Source organism: Evansella cellulosilytica DSM 2522 (genome assembly GCF_000177235.2).
Taxonomy (GTDB): domain Bacteria; phylum Bacillota; class Bacilli; order Bacillales; family Salisediminibacteriaceae; genus Evansella; species Evansella cellulosilytica.
Map to the genome: position 1 here is coordinate 399133 of NC_014829.1, position 23245 is coordinate 422377.

Annotated in this window: 18 protein-coding genes and 1 pseudogene; 18 read left to right on the plus strand and 1 reads right to left on the minus strand. The window is 38.1% G+C overall.

What is annotated here, in order from left to right:
- Positions 1-54: 54 nt before the first annotated feature.
- Positions 55-1692 carry a chaperonin GroEL gene (groL, locus tag BCELL_RS02010; RefSeq protein WP_013486997.1) on the plus strand — a complete coding sequence of 546 codons (1638 nt, stop codon included), beginning with the start codon at positions 55-57 and terminating at the stop codon, positions 1690-1692.
- Positions 1693-1776: 84 nt separating this feature from the next.
- On the opposite strand, the pseudogene BCELL_RS02015 reads toward groL, so the two are convergent.
- Positions 1777-2051, minus strand: a pseudogene (locus BCELL_RS02015) (tyrosine-type recombinase/integrase); the annotation flags it as partial.
- 617 nt (positions 2052-2668) lie between these two features.
- Here BCELL_RS02015 and BCELL_RS02020 point away from each other — a divergent pair.
- The 17 genes from BCELL_RS02020 (at position 2669) to BCELL_RS02095 (ending at position 23146) form a co-directional block, all read left to right on the plus strand.
- Positions 2669-3484: a sugar phosphate isomerase/epimerase family protein gene (locus tag BCELL_RS02020; RefSeq protein ID WP_013486998.1), complete on the plus strand. Its 816-nt coding sequence runs from the start codon at positions 2669-2671 to the stop codon at positions 3482-3484.
- Positions 3485-3544: 60 nt separating this feature from the next.
- A complete protein-coding gene (locus tag BCELL_RS02025; protein WP_013486999.1) occupies positions 3545-4717 on the plus strand; it encodes a Gfo/Idh/MocA family protein in 1173 nt (390 codons plus the stop codon).
- Positions 4718-4770: 53 nt separating this feature from the next.
- Positions 4771-5952, plus strand: coding sequence for a substrate-binding domain-containing protein (locus tag BCELL_RS02030; protein ID WP_013487000.1), 1182 nt, complete (start codon positions 4771-4773; stop codon positions 5950-5952).
- A gap of 19 nt (positions 5953-5971) precedes the next feature.
- Complete coding sequence (locus BCELL_RS02035) at positions 5972-7132, plus strand: levoglucosan dehydrogenase (protein WP_013487001.1); 1161 nt, start codon at positions 5972-5974, stop codon at positions 7130-7132.
- Positions 7133-7203: 71 nt separating this feature from the next.
- Entirely contained in the window at positions 7204-8706 is a 1503-nt protein-coding gene (locus BCELL_RS02040) for a sugar ABC transporter ATP-binding protein (RefSeq protein ID WP_041808103.1), read from the plus strand.
- On the plus strand, positions 8678-9646 hold the full coding sequence (locus BCELL_RS02045; RefSeq protein ID WP_041808104.1) for an ABC transporter permease: 969 nt from the start codon (positions 8678-8680) through the stop codon (positions 9644-9646). Before BCELL_RS02040 ends, BCELL_RS02045 begins: the two co-directional genes overlap by 29 nt.
- Positions 9647-9664: 18 nt before the next feature.
- Complete coding sequence (locus BCELL_RS02050) at positions 9665-10633, plus strand: sugar phosphate isomerase/epimerase family protein (RefSeq protein ID WP_013487004.1); 969 nt, start codon at positions 9665-9667, stop codon at positions 10631-10633.
- Between the two features lie 251 nt (positions 10634-10884).
- Positions 10885-12933 carry a LacI family DNA-binding transcriptional regulator gene (locus BCELL_RS02055; RefSeq protein WP_013487005.1) on the plus strand — a complete coding sequence of 683 codons (2049 nt, stop codon included), beginning with the start codon at positions 10885-10887 and terminating at the stop codon, positions 12931-12933.
- A 295-nt stretch (positions 12934-13228) separates the two neighbouring features.
- A complete protein-coding gene (locus BCELL_RS21415) occupies positions 13229-15823 on the plus strand; it encodes an InlB B-repeat-containing protein (RefSeq protein ID WP_049786615.1) in 2595 nt (864 codons plus the stop codon).
- Entirely contained in the window at positions 15787-17814 is a 2028-nt protein-coding gene (locus tag BCELL_RS02065; RefSeq protein WP_041808105.1) for an InlB B-repeat-containing protein, read from the plus strand. The genes BCELL_RS21415 and BCELL_RS02065 overlap by 37 nt, the downstream gene beginning before the upstream one ends.
- 296 nt (positions 17815-18110) lie before the next feature.
- Complete coding sequence (locus BCELL_RS02070; protein ID WP_013487006.1) at positions 18111-18692, plus strand: TetR/AcrR family transcriptional regulator; 582 nt, start codon at positions 18111-18113, stop codon at positions 18690-18692.
- A 65-nt stretch (positions 18693-18757) separates the two neighbouring features.
- Complete coding sequence (locus BCELL_RS23130; RefSeq protein ID WP_049786616.1) at positions 18758-19123, plus strand: NmrA family NAD(P)-binding protein; 366 nt, start codon at positions 18758-18760, stop codon at positions 19121-19123.
- On the plus strand, positions 19080-19622 hold the full coding sequence (locus BCELL_RS23135; RefSeq protein ID WP_049786617.1) for an NmrA family NAD(P)-binding protein: 543 nt from the start codon (positions 19080-19082) through the stop codon (positions 19620-19622). The genes BCELL_RS23130 and BCELL_RS23135 overlap by 44 nt, the downstream gene beginning before the upstream one ends.
- Positions 19623-19650: 28 nt before the next feature.
- Positions 19651-20046, plus strand: coding sequence for a DUF6069 family protein (locus tag BCELL_RS02080; RefSeq protein WP_013487007.1), 396 nt, complete (start codon positions 19651-19653; stop codon positions 20044-20046).
- Positions 20047-20260: 214 nt separating this feature from the next.
- Positions 20261-21679, plus strand: a complete 1419-nt coding sequence (locus BCELL_RS02085; protein ID WP_013487008.1) for a family 43 glycosylhydrolase — start codon at positions 20261-20263, stop codon at positions 21677-21679.
- 488 nt (positions 21680-22167) lie between these two features.
- On the plus strand, positions 22168-22569 hold the full coding sequence (locus BCELL_RS21430; protein ID WP_013487010.1) for an RDD family protein: 402 nt from the start codon (positions 22168-22170) through the stop codon (positions 22567-22569).
- Positions 22570-22693: 124 nt separating this feature from the next.
- The gene (locus BCELL_RS02095; RefSeq protein WP_013487011.1) at positions 22694-23146 is read left to right on the plus strand and encodes a MarR family winged helix-turn-helix transcriptional regulator; all 453 of its coding nucleotides are present in this window, start codon (positions 22694-22696) and stop codon (positions 23144-23146) included.
- Positions 23147-23245 lie beyond the last annotated feature (99 nt).

Consider the following 23245-nt stretch of genomic DNA (forward strand, 5'->3'; position numbering starts at 1 on the left):
ACAACAGTTTGATTAATAAAAAATACTACATATGATCATAGGAGGTTGAAACGCATGGCAAAGGACATTAAGTTCAGTGAAGACGCACGTCGCTCCATGAAGCGTGGAGTGGATGCTTTAGCTAATGCTGTAAAAGTAACTTTAGGACCAAAAGGTCGTAACGTTGTTCTTGAGAAAAAATTCGGTTCTCCACTCATCACTAACGACGGTGTAACAATTGCAAAGGAAATCGAATTAGAAGATAACTTCGAAAATATGGGTGCTAAGCTTGTATCTGAGGTTGCAAGTAAAACGAATGATATCGCTGGTGACGGTACTACTACAGCGACTGTTTTAGCTCAAGCAATGATCTCAGAAGGTTTGAAAAACGTTACTTCTGGTGCGAACCCAATGGGAATCCGTAAAGGAATCGAAAAAGCAACACAAGCTGCAGTTGCAGAGCTTCAATCTATTTCTAACCCAATTGAAAGCAAAGAGTCTATCGCACAAGTAGCTGCAATCTCTGCTGCTGACGATGAAGTAGGTCAATTAATTGCTGAAGCGATGGAGCGCGTTGGTAACGATGGTGTTATCACTGTAGAAGAATCTAAAGGATTCACTACAGAGCTTGAAGTTGTAGAAGGTATGCAGTTTGACCGTGGATATGCTTCTCCATACATGGTAACAGATTCTGATAAAATGGAAGCTGTTTTAGATGATCCATATATTCTTATCACTGATAAGAAAATTGCTAGCATTCAAGAAGTATTACCTGTACTTGAGCAAGTTGTTCAACAAGGTAAGCCAATCCTTATCATTGCGGAAGACGTTGAAGGAGAAGCACTTGCTACATTAGTAGTAAACAAGCTTCGCGGAACGTTCAATGCAGTAGCTGTAAAAGCGCCTGGATTCGGTGATCGTCGTAAAGCAATGCTTGATGACATTGCTACATTAACTGGCGGTGAAGTGATTACTGAAGATCTTGGTTTAGATCTTAAATCTGCTAGCATCACGCAACTAGGCCGCGCGTCTAAAGTTGTTGTTACAAAAGACAACACAACAATCGTTGACGGATCTGGTGATGCAGCTGAAATCGCTAACCGTGTAAACCAGATTAAAGCACAAGTAGAAGAAACTACTTCTGACTTCGATAAAGAAAAACTTCAAGAGCGTTTAGCGAAGCTTGCTGGTGGCGTTGCAGTAGTTAAAGTAGGTGCTGCTACAGAAACTGAGCTTAAAGAGCGTAAGCTACGTATTGAAGACGCATTGAACTCTACTCGCGCTGCAGTAGAAGAAGGTATCGTTTCTGGTGGTGGTACAGCATTAGTAAACGTCATCAACGCAGTGAAAGCTGTTGACGCTGAAGGTGACGAAGCTACTGGTGTAAACATCGTACTACGTGCACTAGAAGAACCAGTTCGTCAAATTGCACACAACGCTGGTCTTGAAGGCTCAATTATCGTTGAGCGCTTAAAAGGCGAATCTGTTGGTGTTGGTTTCAACGCAGCAACTGGCGAATACGTAAACATGGTGGAAGCTGGAATCGTTGACCCAACTAAGGTTACTCGTTCAGCTCTACAAAACGCAGCATCTGTTGCGGCAATGTTCCTAACTACTGAAGCTGTTGTAGCGGATCTTCCAGAAGAAGATGGCGGCGCTGGCGGCGGAATGCCTGACATGGGCGGCATGGGTGGCATGGGCGGCATGATGTAATTTATGCCCCTAAACCCTTGATATAACTGGGTTTGTTGGTAAGCTGAGAGTGAAATGCTAACATTTTGCTCACATTGAGGAAAATTAACGGAAGCTTCTCATAAGTTCACTGAACTTTTGAGAGGCTTCTTTTTTCATTTCTTGCGTTACATGGAGATAGACATTTTTTGTGATTTGATCATCGGTATGCCCAAGTCTATCCATGATTTGTTCGAGCGACACACGGGCCTCAGCAAGAAGGGACGTGTGCGTATGCCTTAAGCTGTGTGGCATTAGTTCTTGGTTTAAATCTGCCAAAGCAAGTAACCGCCCATTCGGTTTTGAACCTTCTTAATAACAATGGGATAACCATGTTCCCTTTCCATTTTGTCATTAATACGAGGAACTATCAGTTAGTGACACCCAAAACAAAAAATCACGATGGAAAATTGTGATCGATGAGATGCCATTAGCACACTACAAGAAATACAAGGAAGTTCAGAAGAAAAACATGGAGCAAGTCGGTGATGATTACTACATTAGGATTTTGATTATTAAATTTGATGGAGGCTTCTCGAAAGTTCACTCAGCTTTTGAGAGGTTTCGTTTTTCTTGTTTTTTTTGTAGTAGAAACTCTTCTAATTTGGTCTTATGTATGGTTCACAACTAAGACATGACATATATGAATGGAACAGACCGACAACCAAATAAACAGTTTTGGGGAAATCTAAAGCATTTATAAATGATACTAAATACCAATTTATTTAGTTTAGTATTTATTTGAAATTATCCATATCATTATAAGAATTTAATTTACGTAAATAATAGTTAACTGAATTTTAAGTTAAATATTAAGGTGGTATTTGTTTTATATATACCAAAATTACGTTATATTTATTAAAAATTTACGGAAAATAATTATTGACAACGCTTACACGTGGTGTTAAGTTGTAACTAGGTAATTTTATAATAAAATTTACGTAAAGGAGTGTAAAGGATGGATGTTGGTTACATGACGAATGGTTATGGGCTTTTGGTTGGTGCTGGTGGCGGTGTTACAAGTGTCAAGGATATTAGGTATGAAACGCTATGTGAAGATAAAGCAGTAATAGAGACTGTAGCATCTCAAGGTTATTCTAGTGTTGAAATGTTTGATGGGAATTTAGAACGTTTTGCAAATTCGCCGGAACAATTACAGCAAATTTTAGATGAAAATAATGTATCTCTTCTTGGTGTTTATATTGGCGCAAATTTTATTTATAAGGATGCTTTAGAGGATGAGCTATGGAGGATTGAACACATAAGTGACTTAGCAGCAAAATTCGGTGCAAAACATATTGTCCTTGGAGGCGGTGCTGTTAGGCCTAATGGGAATACAGAGGAAGATTATACTCTGTTAGCTAATGCCTTGGAGAAGGCTGAAGCGATTGTTACGAATAAAGGAATGGTTGCTAGCTATCACCCGCACTTAGGATCAATGGTAGAATCACCTGATCAAGTTGATAAACTATTTGAACAATCAAAAATTCCGTTTTGTCCAGATATTGCTCACTTAGCCGCAGGTGGGGGAGATCCTTTATCTATGATAAAGAAGTATAAAGACAGAATTAAATATATTCATCTAAAGGATCTAAAAGATGGTACTTTTATGCCACTTGGTAAAGGTGACCTCCCTATTACAGAAATTATTGAGTATTTAAAGAGTGAAGGTTATGAAGGTGATTGGCTCGTTGAAATCGATGGTTATAATGGTGAACCTGAAGAAGCAAGTCTCACATCTTATGAGTTTTTAAAAGGTAAATTAGATTCCTAGATTTATAAAAAATTAAGAAAAATAGATTAATATATAATATATTCTGAAAGGAAGATTTAAATGAAGGAATTAAAAGTAGGATTAATTGGAGCAGGTTTTATGGGGAAGGCACACGTTGTAGGTTATTCTAATACCCCAAAATTATTTGCGCCAGCACCAGTAAGACCTATATTTAAAACTGTATGTGATATTGACGAAGCCGTTGCTGAAGAGGCTAAAGAGCGTTTTGGTTTTGAAAAAAGCACTACTGACTATATGGATATTATAAATGATCCTGATATTGATATTGTAAGCGTTTGTACTCCTAATGATACGCATGCTGAAATTTCTATCGCAGCACTAAATGCAGGAAAACATGTATTGTGTGAAAAGCCAATTTCTAATAATCCTGAGGACGCAAAAGCGATGGCTGATGCTGCAGAGGAAGCTAAGAAAAAAGGAATTATTTCAATGTGTGCATATCAATATCGACGTGTACCAGCTGTTGTACTTGCAAAGAAATTTGTTGAGGAAGGTTCAATCGGTGAGATACTAAATATACGTACACAATATTTACAGAGTTGGAGTGCAGATCCAAATTCACCACTTTCGTGGAGATTTCAAAAGAAATATGCTGGTGCAGGAGCGTTGGGTGATATAGGTACACATGTAATAGATATTGCCCAGTACTTAGCTGGAGATATTGATGAGGTTGTTTCAAATGTACGTACGTATATAAAAGAGCGTCCAGTGCAAGAAGGTGGAGCTGATTTACTTGGAACCGTAAAAATCGATGGGGATGCAGAGAAAGCCCCTGTTGATGTAGATGATGAAGCTTCCTTCCTAGTTAACTTTAAGAGTGGTGCAGTAGGAAGTATCGAAGCAACTCGGAATGCATGGGGTAGAAACAATTATATTACTATTGAGCTACATGGTACAAAAGGGTCTATTTTATTTAATTATGAGAGGCTCAATGAACTTCAGGTATGCTTTTCAGATGATCCAGATGACCGTCGAGGATTTAAAACAATTTACACAGGCCCAGCCCATTACTACGGGGATGTTACTTGGAATATACCAGGTATGAACATTGGATATGGAGAATTAAAAACGATTGAAAGTTATGACTTTTTGAAAGCGGTTGTTGAAGGTGTTCAGCCATCAACTACATTTGCAGAAGCCTACAAGGTTGACCGTGTATGCCAAGCAGTTCTAAAGTCATCATCATCACGTGCTTGGGAGAAAGTACAATAACTGTTGGAAATATATTGAAGAATTTCACTAAATACTGAGGGGTGTATGATTAGATGAAAAAGTACAAAAAGTTGATTTTAACTGGAGCAGTGTTATTAACATCATTTTTCGGAGTTGCGTGTAACGATGATGGAAATGAAGATGCTGTGGGGGATGTAGATGTTGAAATAAATGTAGATGATGTAGAAATAGCAACTGAGCCCATTCGAATAAACCCCGATATTGATGCTGAATCAGAAATTTTCAGTGAAGGACCACAGGGAGAAATTGCTGTATCTGCACACGAAGTTGAATTAACACCTGAAGAGGTTAAAGAAATCAGTGAAGGGAATTATACAGCAGCTATTTCCATGCACTATGCTGGAAACGACTGGTCACGTGCACAAATTGATGGATTGCAACAAACTTTCGCAAAAATGGGTATTGAAGTAATTGCCATTACAGATGCACAATTTAGTGTTGAAAAGCAAGCGAGTGATATTGAAACACTAATGGCTCGAAATCCAGATATTCTAGTAAGTATTCCAGTAGATCCAGTTTCTACAGCTGGTGCATATCGTCAGGCGGCTGAAGCTGGAATTCATCTAGTTTTTATGGATAATGTTCCGGATGGCTTTAATCCAGGAGAAGACTATGTCAGTGTAGTTTCTGCTGACAATTACGGAAATGGAATAGTTGCAGCACGTACAATGGCTGAGGAGTTAGGAGGAGAAGGGAAGATTGGGGTTATTTATCACGATGCAGACTTCTTTGTAACTGCTCAAAGGGTAGAAGCTTTTGAAAGGACTATTGAAGAAGAGTACCCTAACATAGAAATCGTTGAAAGAGGCGGTATAGCAGAACCGGAAGATGGAGAAAGTGTTGCATCAGCTATGATCACGAGGAATGCCGAATTAGATGGTTTATTTGTAGTATGGGATGTCCCCGCAGAAGGTGCGCTTGCAGCAGCAAGAACGGCTGGACTTGATGACCTTGTAGTTACTACTATTGATCTTGGGTCAGGGGTAGCACTAGATATGGCAAGAAATCAACATATTAAAGGAATTGGTGCTCAACTTCCATTCGACCAAGGTGTAGCGGAGGCTATTTTAGCAGGATATGCGATATTGGGCAAAGAAGCTCCTAGTTATGTTGCTGTACCGGCATTAACAGTTACGAGAGATAACTTACTTGAGTCTTGGAAGCTAGTATACAATGAAGAAGCTCCATCAGAAATCATTGATGCATTAGATTAAGAATGAAGGGGAATTTCCGATGAAAACGATGAAAGTAGGCATGATCGGTGGTGAATTCATGGCTAAGGCACATTCTTTAGCCATGGCCGCTGTACCAATGTTTTTTGAAGATGGTGTGCGTTTAGAAAAGCATACGATAGCAGATATTGATAAAGACTCAGCGAAAGGTGCAGCGTCAAAGCTTGGATTTAGCCATTACACAGATGACTGGAAAACAATAATTAACAATCCGGAAATTGATATAGTCGATATTGTTACACCTAATCATTTACATGAAGAGATGGCGATTGCAGCAGCGGAGGCAGGTAAGCACATAATTTGTGAAAAGCCTCTTGGAAGAAATGCTGAAGAAACTGCAAGAATTTTAGAGGTAGTAGAAAAAGCTGGAGTAAAGCATATGGTTGCTTTTAACTATCGAAAAACACCTGCAGTTGCCTTAGCTAAAAAGTATATCGAAGAAGGTTCAATAGGAAAAATATTAAACTTTCGCGGAACATACTTACAAGACTGGTCAGCTGATCCTAACTCACCATTATCATGGCGATTTAATAAGGAAATAGCTGGTTCAGGAACATTAGGGGATATCGGAACGCACGTTCTGGATTTGGCTCATTATCTTGTAAGCGACATTGCTGAAGTAAATGCCATAACACGAACTTGGGTTGAGGAGAGACCGACGCAAGATGCACAAACTGATTCTCTTGGAACAATAAAAAAAGGCAATATTAATAAAGGTAAAGTAACTGTTGATGATGAAGTTATTACATTGCTTAAATTTAGTAATGGCGCTATTGGGTCTCTTGAAGCAACTAGAAATGCATGGGGAAGACATAACTTCTTAACATTTGAAATTCATGGTGAAAAGGGATCTCTTTTCTTTAATTATGAGCGTCGTGATGAGCTTCAGGTATGCTTTTCTGACGATCCTGATGATCGCCGCGGTTATAAGACGGTTTATACAGGGGTTTCTCACCCTTATGGTGAAGGGCTTTGGCCTATACCGGGGTTAGGGATTGGCTACAGTGAAGTGAAAATTATTGAAATGCATGATTTCCTATCAGCAATTATGAATGATAAGGAGTGTCAACCGAGTTTTAAAGAAGGACATCGAATTGCACAAGTAACAGACGCCATATTAACATCAGCAGAAAATCAACAATGGACAAAAACAAAGCAATAATGAGGAATAATGGTGGCAGTGGAAGATTCAGTTCACTGCCTAACCATTTACCGTTAAAGTAAAGGAGAGTTATGATGGGCAAAGTTATTCTCCAAATGTCAAAGATTAATAAATCATTCAATGGAGTCAACGTCTTAAATGATGTCGATTTTGAAGTGGAAGAAGGCGAAGTCCATGCACTCATGGGAGGAAATGGTGCAGGGAAATCTACATTAATGAAGATTCTCACTGGTGTTTATTCAAAGGATGCCGGTGAAATAAAAGTTGATGGTGAAGTCAAAGATTTGATTGGCCATAAAGGTGCTCTGGAAGCTGGTATATCAATGATTTTCCAAGAGTTTAGTCTTATTCCAAAATTAACTGTTGCACAAAATATCTATTTAAATCGTGAGCCTAAAACAAAGTTTGGTTTGGTTGATGATCGTAAAATGATTAGAGATGCTAAAGAATTATTAAGTGAGCTCGAACTATCCATTTCACCGAAGGAATTGGTTGAAAATATAAGTGTCGGCTATTGGCAAATGACAGAAATCGCTAAAGCATTATCGATGAATACAAAGATACTTATTATGGATGAGCCGACATCAACACTAACTAAATCTGAAACAGAAGTGCTATTTTCACTAATTAAACGTTTAAAGAATAATGGGATTACAATAATTTATATCTCGCACCGTATGGATGAGATTTTCCGTGTGTGTGACCGAATCAGTGTTTTAAGAAATGGTAAAAACGCCGCTACTTTAAAATCTTCAGATACTACGATGGAAGAACTAGTTACACATATTATCGGTGGAAATTTAAAATCTTCATTTGAATGGGTCGAACGTGAGAAAATAAACAATCGAAAACCACTCCTAGAAGTGAAAAACCTAAAGTCTGGAGATAAGGTTAATAATGTTAGCTTTTCACTATATGAAGGAGAAATTTTAGGTCTAGCTGGTCTTATGGGAAGTGGTCGTTCGGAAACAGCTAGAGCAATATTTGGTGTGGATCAATTAGAAGATGGTGAAATTTGGATAAAAGGGAAGGAAAGGTCCATTAATTCACCACAGGATGCAATTAGTTACGGTTTGGGTCTTGTTCCTGAAGATCGTCGTTCCCAGGGTCTAGTGCTAGGGCACAATGTAAAGGAAAATTTGATATTATCAAGCCTTAATCTTCTTTCAAACAAAAAAGTCATCAATGAGAAATTAGCTAATAAAGAAGTAGAACGATTTGTCGAAAAGTTGAATATTAAAACAGATGGAATTTATAAAACTGTATCACTTTTATCCGGAGGAAACCAGCAAAAGATTGTCCTCGCTAAATGGTTATTGAATAACACAGAAATTCTTATTTTAGATGAGCCGACGAGCGGAGTGGACATCGGAGCAAAAACAGAAATCATTGAAATTATTAGAGAAATTGCTGATTCAGGCAAAGCAGTTCTCGTCGTATCATCGGAGATGAAAGAACTTTTGGCGATGAGCGACAGAATTCTCGTCATGAAAGATGGCGAAATTACTAGCTCGATTGAGCGAACTGAGATTGATAGCGAGGAGGATGTTGAACGTGCAATCCAAGGTGATTAATATAGTGAAAGATTTTGATTGGAGACAATATATTGTCTATATAGCATTTGTACTATTATTTATTTACTTTGCAGTTACGCTATCAAATGAAGGCTTTCTGACAACGAATAATTTAATGAATATTGCTAGACAAACCGCAATGATTTCTATAATGGGGGTAGCGATGACTTTCGTCATAGCTTCAAAGGAAATTGACCTCTCTGTAGGATCAGTTGCTGCTTTATCTGCAATTACAACTGCGCTAACAATGCAAGCGGGACTAGGTATGATTACTGCTGTTATAGTTGGTTTAGCCACTGGCTTACTTATCGGTTTTATTAACGGGTACCTTGTAACGAAAATAGCAATACCGAGTTTCTTGGTTACATTGGCCATGATGATGATTGCTCGTGGATTAGCAATGTGGATTTCTGGCACAGCTCCGATCCCTATTTCTAGTGAAAGCTATATCTTCTTGTTTGGATCAGGAGATATCTTAGGTATTCCTATTCTTCTAGTTTGGACATTAATTATTGCTGTTCTTGGTCATTTCGTATTACGTAAAACAACCTTTGGTCGCCAAACACTTGCCGCTGGTGGAAATGAGACTGCAGCTACTTTCTCAGGAATACGTACGATGAAAATTAAGATGACTGTTTTTATGGTATCGGGTATGGCGGCAGCGCTTGCTGGGATGCTTTACGCTGGTCGTTTGCATGCAGGAAGATTTACTTTTGGTCAGGGTGATGAGTTATCAGTAATTGCTGCAGTAATTCTTGGAGGGACGAGCTTATTTGGAGGAGTCGGAACTGTAGTAGGAACAATTTTCGGTTCCATTATGATTGGGACAATAAATAATGCTTTAATACTACAAGGGTTAGATGTTAGTCAGCAACAAGTAATCCAAGGAATAATTATTATTCTAGCCGTAGCCTTCGGTCGCAAAAAGAAAAAAGCTTAATGAAAGAGGAAGATTAATATGAAAGTTGGTACATTTACTGTTTTATATCAAGATAAGTCATTTGAAGAGACGCTCGATAAGTTAAAAGGAATGGGTGTTGAAGCAGTTGAAATTGGAACTGGTAACTACCCAGGAAGTAACCACTGCAAACCAGATGACCTTTTAGACAAGCCGGAGAGAATTGGAAAGTTTAAAAAAGCGATATCTGAAAGAGGTATGATAATTAGTGGGCTAAGTTGTCAAGGGAACCCACTTCACCCAAACAAGGGTATATCTGATGAAAATCATAAGGTGTGGGTAAATACAGTGAAATTGGCTAAACAGATGGAGGTAGACACAGTAAATTGCTTCTCAGGATGTCCTGGAGATGGACCTAACGCAACTGTTCCAAACTGGGTTACCTGTGCATGGCCGCCAGAATTTGCAGAGTTACGTAAGTGGCAATGGGATGAAGTTGTTGTCCCATATTGGAAGGAACAATCTAAATTTGCTCAAGACCATGGAATTAAAATTGCCATAGAAATGCACCCAGGGTTTGTTGTATATAATACAGAGACACTTCTTGAACTGAGGAAAAGAGCAGGTGATAATATTGGTGCCAATATTGATCCGAGTCACCTTATTTGGCAAGGAATGGATCCAGTAGAGATCATAAAGGTATTGGGTGATAATGATGCTATATATCATTTTCATGCAAAAGACACGTATATTGATGAGAGAAATAAGGCAATTAATGGGGTTCTTGATACGAAAAATTATGGTGATTTCTTGAATCGTTCTTGGTCATTTAGAACAATTGGTTATGGCATGTCTCTTCAAAAATGGAAAACTATCTTCAGTGTATTACAGGCAACTGGTTTTGATGGAGTTATTTCAATTGAACATGAAGATCAATTGGCATCAAGAGATGAAGGATTGCAAAGAGCGATAGATACTGTAAAAAGTGCAATCTTGAAGGATAAGCCAGATGAAATGTGGTGGGCATAAATTTAATAAAAAAATTGAAAAAAGTCCTTTAAAGGTCCATACTATAAGCTAGTGTATATGGGCCTTTTTTTTACGGAATTAATTATATAATAGTTTAAACAATATACATAAAACAGTTTTATTATATTCCCTCTTTAAATATTATTGATGATTCTTGAACTAATTTTTATATAAATTAACAAGTTAGATATGTGAAAAATTGTATAAATATCATATTATTTATATTATAAAGGCGCAAAGGAGGGGCATAAGTGGCTACTATAAATGATGTGGCACTAAAAGCAGGTGTATCGGTAGCGACCGTTTCTCATGTGGTTAATAAGACGAGATACGTAAGTCCAGAAACGGTTAAACGAGTTGAAGAAGCAATCAATGCATTAGATGAAGTACCAAACTTTATACAAAAAAAAAGAACCGCAAAAGAAGAATATTCTAATCGTTTTTTAGTTGTATTTGCATCAGATATCTTTCATCCATTTCAACAGAGTGTGATTGAACAACTAAATGAGCAATTAAAAGAACAGAAGAAAACCAACCTTATCGTGGTTCAAGCAGACGATAATTTTGAAATATTGGAAAACTATGCTATTTTGAAACCAAAGCTTTGCATTGGGAAGGTCATTCTTCTCAATGTGCCATTAAAGAAATTGTATAAAGAGCACTCTTCCTTAAAAGGTTTACCCACTATTGTAGTAAGTGAAAATACCTTTCAGTTAAAAGGGGCGGCAGCTTCTAATATTAATTTTATTGTCTCAAATTTATATCAAGGAACACAAGATGCTACACAACATTTAATTAATTTTGGGCATGAAAAAATCGCATTAGTACTCCCTGAATCATATAGAAACGAAGACCAAAATATAAATGATGTGTATAAAGGGTATAAAGATGCATTCGGAAATAAAAAAGTACCTTTTCAAAAAAGGATGATTATTGGTAAAGGGGTTAATGAGAATATAGATGAAGAAATTCGTCTTTTGATGAATGACAATGCTCCACCGACGGCCGTTATTGTAACAGATGAACATTACCTAATGCTAGTATTAAAGTATTTAAACAGTAGGAATTTAACATGTCCTGAGGATTTATCGATAATCTGTATTAATGACTTGAGTTGGTTTGAGTTTTTTCAACCTGGAATTACGACAGTTAAGCAAAACTATACTTTAATTGCAAAAAAAATAATTGAGAGGATGACAGATGAAAAATTCTTGAAATATGGATTAGATATAGAAGAGCGAACAGTCGTTATTGGAACAGAACTTAAACTTCGATCTTCAACAGGTGGTATTGCTAGAGGACCGTTTGGAGAAAAAGCTGCAAATGTTGATACAATACAGCTATCAACCTCAGAAAAGAACAAGATAAAAGAAAATAAATATACTGCTGTAATCTCCTTTCATTATTCAGGAGCTGCATGGATGAATTTACACGAAAGTGGGATTAGAGATATCTTTAATGAATTAGGTATTTCACTTTTAGCTGTAACTGATGCTCATTTTGATGCAGATATGCAGAATAGACAGTTACAAGGGCTTCTCTCCTTAGATCCTGATATTTTTATTGCAATCCCTGTAGATGACAATAAAACCTCTGATATGTTTAAAAAAGTTGCGAAAAGTCGTTCGAATCTTATTTTAATTACGAATGTACCGAAGGGAATTAACCCTGATGAATATGTTAGCTGTGTCTCAGTTAATGAATGGTCTCATGGTCGTTTAGCGGGAAGTGGACTAGGCAGTAGTATGCGTGATTTAGGTAAGCGCAAAATAGGGATGATTCGGTTTGATTCCGATTTCTATGCTACAAACCAACGAGATACTGCTGCTAAACAAATGATTATTGAAGAGTATAAGGATCTTGAAATAGTTAAAGAAGTGTTCTTTAAGGATGAATCAGATGTATATGATGAAACAGTTAAACTAATGCGGGAGAACCCAGACATTGAAGGTCTGTATGTTTCATGGGAAGGTCCAGCAACCAAAGTTATTAGTGCGTTGTCCGCAATTGGGAGAAATGATGTTATCATTGGAACTGCGGATTTGGACTATGAGTTAGCTTTAAATATAGCTGAAAATGGCAATGTAAAAAAAGTTAGTACTCAACTTCCATATGAACAAGGTCAGGCACTTGCACTTGTAGCTGCTAATACTTTATTAAATAAAGCTGTTCCTAAGTTTATTGGAGTAGAACCTGTTGAAGTCACAACTGATAATTTAATTAAGATGTGGAAAAAAGTTTTTAAGGAAGATGCACCTGAAGAAATTGCCAATGCTATCAAACAAAATATTCAAACTTAGAAAATGACCTAAGGGTAACAAAAGGGTAACATTTTCTTGAATTCGGTCTAAATTAGAGGTTTTTCATTAGTTCTTTGAACTTTTGGGAAGCCTCTTTTTTCGAGTAAATAAATTGATTCATATGTAAATACTTCGAATTTAATAACGTAAATGTAAGAAAATTCACTCTATTAATGTTATGATATTGTCAATTTAGAAGGAAATTTTAGGTTATTTGCAGAAGGTAATGAAGATAACAAGGTGTGTGTAGTAGAAAAATCAAATAAACTCATTGTATCGGAGGGGTGTAGACTATATGAAGAGGATAAGACATATTACTTTCTTAGCAGCTTTTATTTGTATAATTTTTGTGATTTATGCCATATATCATTCTGTAGGTCAAGCAGATAGTTCAGTCTTTGCAGGTGGAGAAGGAACGAAGGAGAACCCTTATCTTATAGAAACGGCAGCACATTTGGACAATGTCCGCAACTATTTGGGAGAAGGATATCATTTTCAGTTGGTGCAAGACATTGATCTGACGGCTTATCTTGATCCCGGTGGTCCAGGGTGGGAGCCGATCGGTGACAATGCTAACAGGTTTGAAGGCCATATTAATGGAAATGGTTATCGAATAACAGGATTTTTTATTAACCGAACAGATGGGAACTATATTGGATTATTTGGAGTGATCGGTGAAAACGGGCTGGTGCGAAATCTCAGTTTAACAGGTGACTACATTACAGTAGAAGGTGCACCGGCTTTGGTCGGCGCTTTGACGGGAAATAATTACGGCGTAATTGATAACGTGTCGGTGGAAATAGGGGATGGAATCACATTGTCACCCCAATCTGCCTATGTAGGAGGATTAGTCGGCACTAATCACGGTGAAATTTGGAATTCTAATGTTAACAGTGATGTGAACGGAGGAAATGAAGTAGGAGGATTGGTAGGAAGAAACGCTTCTAACAATACTACACGTATTGGGATCATCCATAATTCCCACGCTACTGGTAATGTCAGCGGGCAAGACATGGTTGGTGGGTTGGTCGGGAATGCATCAGGAAAGATCCGGTACTCGTATGCTACGGGTAATGTTGACGGGCTAGAAAGTGTTGGTGGATTGATCGGTACTAGCGTTCGTATTGAGGTCGATGCAAGTTATGCCACTAGTGATGTAACTGGGGAATCATCAGTTGGTGGTCTAATTGGAGACGTTAGGATAGATAATTCACGTTCCTCTGTCCGCAACAGTTTTGCTATTGGAAAAGTAACATTACCATCGACAGGCGGAGATGTAGGTGGACTTATCGGAACAAATTTTTCGGGTGATGTGGAAAACAGTTATGCTGCCGGTCAGATTGAGGCTTCAGGCGCTTCAAATGTTGGTGGTCTTATTGGGAGACAAGCAGGAGGATTCTCTTCTGGTACAGTCGAAAATAGTTTCTACGATGAAGATACGACGGGGCAGAGTGACACCGGTAAAGGTACTCCGATGTCTACGGCGGACATGAAAGACCGGTCCACATTTGAAGATGCAGGTTGGGATTTTGATTGGATTTGGGGTATAGAGTCTGATGATTATCCTCACCATGATTTGTACTTTACATTGACTTATCAAGCGGATGATCTTGATCATGGCGACGTACCATCTGATGAAATACATAGTCGGGGATCTGTTGTTTTGGTGGCAGACCAAGGGAATATGTCCAGAACAGGCTATTCTTTCAGTGGATGGAATACAGCTTTAGATGGGAGTGGCGAGACATACGACCCATACAGTCCGGTGTTTAATAGTTTTGTTATGGGGGCGAATGACAAGACTCTCTATGCTCAGTGGTCAATCAACAAATATGATGTGCATTTTGATGGCAATGATTATGACAGTGGACAGGCCCCTCTGACTGAAACAATATTGTATGAAAGTGAGGTGAATGTTCCGGATCAACACACTTTAGTCAAGGACGGGTATACGTTCACAGGTTGGAACACGGAACGTGATGGAAGTGGAGATTTTTATGAGCCAGGGGACACCTTTCGAATGGGAACAGAGCCTGTCACCTTGTATGCGCAGTGGGAAATCAACGTTTATAGTGTTAGTTTTGAATCGAATGGGGGAAGCCAAGTATCGGAAGTAGAAGCCGAGTATGGAACGGCCATAACAGAGCCACTTCCACCAGAAAAAGAAGGCCATTTATTCAAAGGATGGTACCAAGACGAGTTGCTCACAGAAGCGTGGGATTTTGAAACGAGCAAGGTTAGCGAAAATATGATCTTGTATGCAAAGTGGGAAATCAACGAATATACTGTTAGTTTTGAATCGAATGGGGGAAGCCAAGTATCGGAAGTAGAAGCCGAGTATGGTTCGTCTATCACAGAGCCAGTTCCACCAGAAAAAGAAGGCCATTCATTCAAAGGATGGTATCAAGATGAGTTTCTCACGGAAGCATGGGATTTCAAAACGGACACGGTTAGCGGAGATATGACCCTGTATGCAAAGTGGGAAATCAACGTTTATAGTGTTAGTTTTGAATCCAATGGTGGCAGCCAAGTATCGGAAGTAGATACAGAGTTTGCTTCATTGATCGAAGAACCAACACCACCAGAAAAAGAAGGGCATTCATTCAAAGGGTGGTATCAAGATAAGTTGCTCACAGAAGCGTGGGAATTCGAAACGGACACGGTTATCGGAGATATGACCCTGTATGCAAAGTGGGAAATCAACGTTTATACCGTCAGCTTTGCAACGAATGGAGGCAGTAAAGTATCAGAAGTAGATGCAGAGTTTGCTTCACTGATCGCAGAACCAACACCACCAGAAAAAGAAGGCCATTCATTCAAAGAATGGTATCAAGATGAGTTACTCACGGAAGCGTGGGAATTCGAACGGACACGGTTAACGAAAATATGACCCTGTATGCAAAGTGGGAAATCAACGTTTATACCGTCAGCTTTGCAACGAATGGAGGCAGTAAAGTATCAGAAGTAGATGCAGAGTTTGCTTCATTGATCGAAGAACCAACACCACCAGAAAAAGAAGGGCATTCATTCAAAGGGTGGTATCAAGATGAGTTGCTCACAGAAGCGTGGGATTTTGAAGTAGAAACAATTACTGAAAATATAACTTTGTATGCTAAATGGGAGATCAACGTTTATACTGTTAGTTTTGAATCGAATGGTGGCAGCCAAGTATCGGAAGTAGAAGCCGAGTATGGTTCGTCTATCACAGAGCCAGTTCCACCAGAAAAAGAAGGCCATTCATTCTTAGGATGGTATCAAGATGAGTTGCTCACAGAAGCGTGGGATTTCGAAACGAGCACGGTTAGCGAAGATATGATCCTGTATGCAAAGTGGGAAATCAACGAATATACAGTTAGTTTTGAATTGAATGGGGGAAGCCATGTTTCGGAAGTAGAAGCCGAGTATGGTTCGACCATAACAGAGCCAGCTCCACCAGAAAAGGAAGGCCATTCATTCTTAGGGTGGTATCAAGACGAGTTGCATACAGAAGCGTGGGATTTTGAAACCGATGTGATCAGCGAAAATATGACTTTATATGCCCAGTGGTCTATCAACAATTACGATGTGCATTATGATGGCAATGATTATGACAGCGGAGAGGCCCCATTGACTGAAGCATTTGCGTATGACAGTGAAGTGACCGTGGCTGGTCAGCACACGTTAGGCAGGAACGGGTATACGTTTATAGGTTGGAACACGGAACGTGACGGTAGTGGAGATCAGTTTGAGCCAGGAGACACCTATCGAATGGGATCAGAGCCTCTCACCCTGTATGCGCAGTGGGCTAGCAACAACGCCAAGTTGAGTGAATTAGTCATTAGTCATGGGACATTAACGCCAATTTTTGAAGCTGATTACGCTCACTATGCGGTAGAAGTTGGTCATCAGGTGACATCTATCACCATCACACCGACGCTTCAGGACACAAGATCTACGGTAAGTATCAGTCAAAATGAAGCAGCGAGCGGGGAAGTGTCGAGTGCCATCCCGTTAGAGGAAGGGCTAAATACTATAATAATCGACATAACGGCAGAGGATGGATCGACATATGCTTACACAGTTGATGTCATGAGGAAAGTAACTGATCAGTTTGCCCAACTGACTAGAGAAAGCCATTTTGTGACACTTGATGATGAGCAGATCCACATGTTGGATGAGGAAGGAACGCTCCGGGTTGATCTGCAAGGTGAACTTGATGACGTGACCGAAGTTAAATTTACTCAGTATCAGGTGCAACTCTTACAGGAAAAAGGGGCGTTTGTACAAGTAGTCAAGGAAGATTTGTTAGTGTATATTCCCTTCATTAATTTTGAACCTGTCAAAGACTTAAATATAACGATTCAGAGACAGGATTATAATATAGATACATTCGCTTTTGCTGATAGATCAGCAAGTGCGATTTATCAATTGAATATTGATCAGAATGGGGAGCGGATTTCTGTATTCGAGCATGATATACAATTATCATTCCCTGTAAAAAATATCGGAGAAACCAATTTAGAAGAACTTCAAGTGTATTACTTTAATCCTGATGGACAAGAATGGGAATTGATTGGTGGAACATACAATAATGGATATATTCATGCTACGACGAGCCATTTTAGTACTTTTGCAGTCTTTCATCCTGATCACTTGTCCGTAGAAGACGATGTGACTCAAGATGAAAATGGAGAGGAAAAATCTGAAGAAGATAACAAAGAGGAAATCGTAGAAGAAAATACTGAAGAAGATAACAAAGAGGAAAAGACTATAGAGGCAGGAGAAGAATTACCACTTACGGCAACGAGGACATACCAATTTTTACTGGCAGGGATAATTATGTTGGTTGGGGGATCATGTATTTATGTTTTTTATCGCCGAAGAAATATAATGAAGACCTGATTTGTCAAGTTGCTAATCTTTTCGTTCTCCTTGTTTCACCATATATTATTTAAATGAAAAGAGAATAATCATATGCGGTGGTAAAGTAGCCACTCGTAGTAGAGAGAACATATTACGAGTTGGCAAAACGCCTTTCACCGCTTCAATAAAAGACTTAAAACTAGCTTTATAAGTTAGTTTTAAGTCTTTTTTCATTAAAATAGTAGTAGTCGTAGAGTAAAAATACATTTGACATGAAGAAGTATTCATCATACATTATATATAGACCAGTTGTTATAAAAAAGAGGTGTATTACATTGACAAAAAAAATATCATCTAAAGAAAAAATCATCGAAACGGCATCTAGACTATTTCAAGAGCAAGGCTATCATGCAACAGGACTGAATCAAATAACAAAAGAAAGTGGTGCTCCGAAAGGTTCACTCTATTATTACTTTCCTGATGGGAAGGAGCAACTTGCTAGTGTTGCTGTAAACAACACAGCTGATAATGTTGCTGAAAGGATTAAGAATGGGCTAATGGAGGAGGACGATCCTATTAAAGCGATTCAAACTTTTATACAACAATTAGCCAGTGCCTTTGAAGAAAAGGATAAACGAATGGGAATTCCTGTGGCAGCTGTAGCGTTGGAGACAGCAAATACGAGTGAAGTTATTCGAACAGCGTGTGTTGATGCTTATGATAGCTGGCATAATATATTCGCTGCAAAGCTAATAACAGCAGGATATGAGGAAAACCAGGCACAAGAATCTGCATTAGTTATTAATGCACTTATTGAGGGAGCCTTCATTAATGTGATAATAAGAAAGGATGGTGAGCCTTTACGGCAAATAGCAAAATATATTCCAAATATTTTAGGAGATAAAGCTCAATATTGAATTATGAGCTTTTATTAACTAAAATATATAGACTGGTCTACAAAAAAGTGGAGGGGAAGTTAAACATGGGAAAATCAAGTATTTTAGTTACTGGTGCAACAGGAAATATCGGCTACTATGTAGCTAGTGAACTGGCAGCAAAAGGGGAAAAAGTAAAAGTGGCACTGTTCGATCCAGAAAAAGAAGGAACAAAGTTTAAGGAGATGGGTGTGGAGATGGTGAAATTTGATTTTCTTGATACCACTACCTTTAGGGGAGCTTTAAATAATGTAAAAAAAATATTCCTTATTCGACCACCACAGTTGGCCAAACCTAAAAAGGATATGAAACCATTTCTAGATCAATTAAAGGAAAAAGGAATGGAGCAAATTTGTATTTGTTTCTCTTATGGGAGTAGAAAAAAATCCCATCGTTCCACACCGAAAAATTGAAGATATGATCCGAGACTCAGGAATTGGATATACTTTTTTACGACCATCCTTTTTTATGCAAAATTTGAATACGACCCACCGACAGGATATATCTTTAAGAAATGAATTATATATGCCAGTTGGAAAGGCTAAAACAAGCTTTATCGATACACGGGATATCGCTTCCGTAGCTGCGACATGTTTGATAGAGAGGGGACACACTAATAAATCGTATACACTAACAGGGGCAAAAGCCATTGACTATGTAGAAGTTGGTGAAATATTATCTAACACGTTAGGGAGAAAAATAGAATACAAGAATCCACGTACATTGGCGTTTCGCAGGAACTTAATAAAAAGGGGGACAAAAAAGGAGTTTGCCAATGTCATGACGATGCTTTATATCCTTACACGTCTTGGAACAGCAGAGAAAGTGACGGGGGATGTAAGATATATTTTGAATAGAGAACCTATCACCTTTGAACAATACGCGCTAGATTTTCAAGAGGCTTGGCAATAAACAACTTTAAAATAGAGGAGTGGTAACGATGTATAAAAATAATTTTTCGTCTTATTTAAAAACAGGTGTATTAGCGGCGGTAATCATTGCAGTTATCGCAAATGTGTTATTTATTGTTTCTAGTTTACTCTTTGGTCATGAGATAGGATTTATCGGTCAGGACCGGGATACACTTTACATTGTTTTTATTACCTTTGCAACAGTGATGGCACTACTAATAGGAACAGTTTTATTTTATTTTCTTCAAAAGTATACGAAAAATCCGGTGGTTTGGTTTGGGATAATCGTTTTACTGGGATTTCTCTACAATACGTACATGGCAGAAGTAGATTTAGACAGAGATTTTAAAGCAACAGCACACCTGATTCATGTAATCGTAAGCGGATTGGCCATTTACTTAGTACCAAAACTTTCAAAAAAATAGAAGTCTTATACAATTAATATTGCACATATGGCGTCAAAAATGGTGGGGAACCATGAAAGGGAGTTTCTTCCTCATTTAGTTTGGATATTATTGGGATATATTCCACTAAATAGCCCTCGTGATGTGGTAATATGGACATAAATATGCACCTAGTACTCGTAGTCATAGTTTTCTTTTATTTTAGTAATTATTATTTATAGAAGAGGTGTTGACATTGGAAAAACAGAGAAAACAAGGGTTTAATCCTTACCTTCCTTCATGGGAGTATATTCCAGACGCCGAGCCTTATGTTTTTAATGACAGAGTGTATATCTATGGCTCCCATGACCGCTTTAACGGGCATGTATTTTGTTTAAATGATTATGTATGCTGGTCCGCCTCGGTGGATAATCTTGCTGATTGGAGATACGAAGGCGTGATCTACAAAAAAACAGATGATCCCCTGAATCATGCTGGAAATATGTGTCTGTATGCTCCTGATGTCACGGTTGGACCAGACGGTAGGTATTACTTGTACTACGTTTTAGATAAAGTACCAATTGTATCGGTAGCTGTTTGCGACACTCCAGCAGGTAAATATGAATTTTATGGGTATGTACGATATAAAGATGGAACGCGTCTTGGAGAAAGAGAAGGGGACCAGCCTCAATTTGATCCTGGTTTACTAACCGAAGGAGATATAACGTATTTGTATACTGGATTTTGTGCGAAGGGTGATAAATCCAGAAAAGGAGCGATGGCAACGGTTCTCGGACCAGATATGCTTACTATTTTGGAGGAACCAGTGTTTATTGCCCCAAGTGAGCCATATAGTAGTGGTTGTAGTTTTGAGGGGCATGAATTTTTTGAGGCACCTTCCATGAGAAAGGTTGGAGATACCTATTATTTCGTCTATTCCTCCATCGCGATGCATGAGTTATGTTACGCTACGAGCAAAAACCCAACAAGTGGTTTTGATTATAAGGGTGTTATCGTGAGTAATAATGATCTTCATATAGATTCCTATAAACCGGCGGATAAACCAATGTACTATGGCGGCAATAATCATGGTAGTATCATAGAATTGAAAGGGAAATGGTATATTTTTTACCATAGGCATACGAATGGATCAAGCTTCAGCCGACAGGGATGTATCGAACAAATAGAAATCCTAGAGGATGGAACGATCCCACAGGTAGAAATGACTTCTTGTGGCTCGAACGGCGGACCGCTTATCGGAAGAGGGGAGTATCCAGCATATCTTGCGTGCAATCTGTTCTGCCGTGATGAAGCAGTTTATACGGGACAGTTATCGATGGATAGCCAATTCCCAAAAATAACCCAGGATGGAAAAGACGGTGATGAGGAAACAGGTTACATCGCTAACATGCAGAATTCTGCTACGGCGGGTTTTAAGTATTTTGACTGTCACGATATTGAGACAGTTAAAATTAAGGTGAGGGGTTATTGTAAAGGCGTTTTTGAAGTGAAAACGTCCTGGGATGGGCTAGCGTTTGCTGAGATCCCAGTAGACTTTACAAATGTATGGACAGAATATGCTTCTGACATTGTTATCCCTGATGGAATTCATTCTTTATATTTCACCTATAAAGGAGAGGGCATTGCTAGTCTTGCTTCCTTTACTTTGGAATAGAACTGATGCAATAATTCAAAAAGAGAGCTAGTAGTTTTAAAAAAGGAAGACTTTTATTCATTAAGTATGGGAGATACGGGTGATATGGTTCTTTAAGTCCCTCGACATACACTTATAATTACCAAACGTACTTCCTTTATTATAGAAGTAACCAACCCCCTCTATTCGGTGTTCGAGTAGAGGGGATTTCATATTATAGTTACTTAAAATCTAAAATTAAAAACAGTAATAGTATTTAAGGATTGTTATGAGTGTTTCTTTCATTAAAGATTTATTATTTTTAAGTCGAAGTAGGAAAATAATTATAGACTATAAGACATTTTATAATAAATTTTCACTATTAATGGCATTTTAGAGAGTGAAATGCTAAATAAATTAGGTACATGTATATATATGTAAATTGATATTTTTGATCTATAGGAATTGTAAAAATAAGTAAATATAATGAGGTAGATATAAAAAGAAATTTTATCAGGAGGTGTTATTAAATGGAGAACAGTGTTAAGTATGTTGGATTTTGGAGGAGGTCTTTAGCATTCTTAATCGATAATGGTACACTTGGTCTTATAACATTAGTATTATTAACTCCATTTTTTGGTAATGAAGATGCTGTAGCCATCGCATTTTTGTTAATGATGTTTATAGTATTCATTTATCACATCGTAATGCCTTGTACCCCATTACAGGCTACTTTCGGTAAATATATTCTTGGTTTTAAAATAGTAGATAGATATGGAAACCGTATTTCATTTTGGAGGTCAATGGGACGTTTTTTTTCTCAATTCTTTTCTGGATTTATGAATATAGGTTATATTATGATTGCTTTTATGGAAAAAAATACGGGTCTGCATGACTTAATGGCGGGTACATATGTTATTGAGAGGGCCTAAAACAACTACGCTCATTGCATTGAGGAACTGGAAAAGGTAAATATCGACCTTTTCCAATCCCTCTTGAAGGCCTTCTTTCAATAGTGTACTATCAAAGTATTACTACTGAAGTAGGAGAAAAGAAATGGACTATAAGAAGTATGTTTTGGCAGAATCTGTTGGTTATCGGATCACCGTAACCGCAAGGCTTGTCATCAATCGTTTAAACAGTAATTTCAAAAAACGAAAACTACCTGTTACTCATGAACAGTGGTCAGTCATGATTCGTTTATGGGAAGAGGATGGTCTTACTCAAAATAAGCTTTCTCAGTTAACAGGAAAGGATCAGCCAAGTGTATCTCGGCTTATTAATAATATGGAAAGAAACGGGCTAGTTATGCGCGCTCCTCATCCGGTTGATAAACGAACGAACTTAATATTTCTCACTGCAAAGGGGAAAAAATTACAGGTTGGCATGATTGAGCAGGCGCAAAAAACGATTGAAGATATTTCTAAAAATATTTCTGAAGAAGACATGAATACATTTCTTACTGTTTTATCCCAAATAGATGATAATTTAACCGAAGAAAAAGACTAACTAGTTGTCATCACTATTATATAAGCGACGTATAAGACGTTGCTTTTTTGTTATGTAAAAAACGACTATCCGTAAAGATTATATGACGGTACAGCAGCA

What these genes read in the sequence shown, in the direction of transcription:
- BCELL_RS23130 (WP_049786616.1), top strand. Translation starts at nt 18,758, where the DNA reads ATGGGAAAATCAAGTATTTTAGTTACTGGTGCAACAGGAAATATCGGC.
- BCELL_RS02035 (WP_013487001.1), top strand. Translation starts at nt 5,972, where the DNA reads ATGAAAACGATGAAAGTAGGCATGATCGGTGGTGAATTCATGGCTAAG.
- BCELL_RS02025 (WP_013486999.1), top strand. Translation starts at nt 3,545, where the DNA reads ATGAAGGAATTAAAAGTAGGATTAATTGGAGCAGGTTTTATGGGGAAG.
- BCELL_RS02095 (WP_013487011.1), top strand. Translation starts at nt 22,694, where the DNA reads ATGGACTATAAGAAGTATGTTTTGGCAGAATCTGTTGGTTATCGGATC.
- BCELL_RS23135 (WP_049786617.1), top strand. Translation starts at nt 19,080, where the DNA reads ATGGGAGTAGAAAAAAATCCCATCGTTCCACACCGAAAAATTGAAGAT.
- BCELL_RS02045 (WP_041808104.1), top strand. Translation starts at nt 8,678, where the DNA reads ATGTTGAACGTGCAATCCAAGGTGATTAATATAGTGAAAGATTTTGAT.
- groL (WP_013486997.1), top strand. Translation starts at nt 55, where the DNA reads ATGGCAAAGGACATTAAGTTCAGTGAAGACGCACGTCGCTCCATGAAG.
- BCELL_RS02050 (WP_013487004.1), top strand. Translation starts at nt 9,665, where the DNA reads ATGAAAGTTGGTACATTTACTGTTTTATATCAAGATAAGTCATTTGAA.
- BCELL_RS21430 (WP_013487010.1), top strand. Translation starts at nt 22,168, where the DNA reads ATGGAGAACAGTGTTAAGTATGTTGGATTTTGGAGGAGGTCTTTAGCA.
- BCELL_RS02080 (WP_013487007.1), top strand. Translation starts at nt 19,651, where the DNA reads ATGTATAAAAATAATTTTTCGTCTTATTTAAAAACAGGTGTATTAGCG.
- BCELL_RS02030 (WP_013487000.1), top strand. Translation starts at nt 4,771, where the DNA reads ATGAAAAAGTACAAAAAGTTGATTTTAACTGGAGCAGTGTTATTAACA.
- BCELL_RS02040 (WP_041808103.1), top strand. Translation starts at nt 7,204, where the DNA reads ATGATGGGCAAAGTTATTCTCCAAATGTCAAAGATTAATAAATCATTC.
- BCELL_RS02020 (WP_013486998.1), top strand. Translation starts at nt 2,669, where the DNA reads ATGGATGTTGGTTACATGACGAATGGTTATGGGCTTTTGGTTGGTGCT.
- BCELL_RS21415 (WP_049786615.1), top strand. Translation starts at nt 13,229, where the DNA reads ATGAAGAGGATAAGACATATTACTTTCTTAGCAGCTTTTATTTGTATA.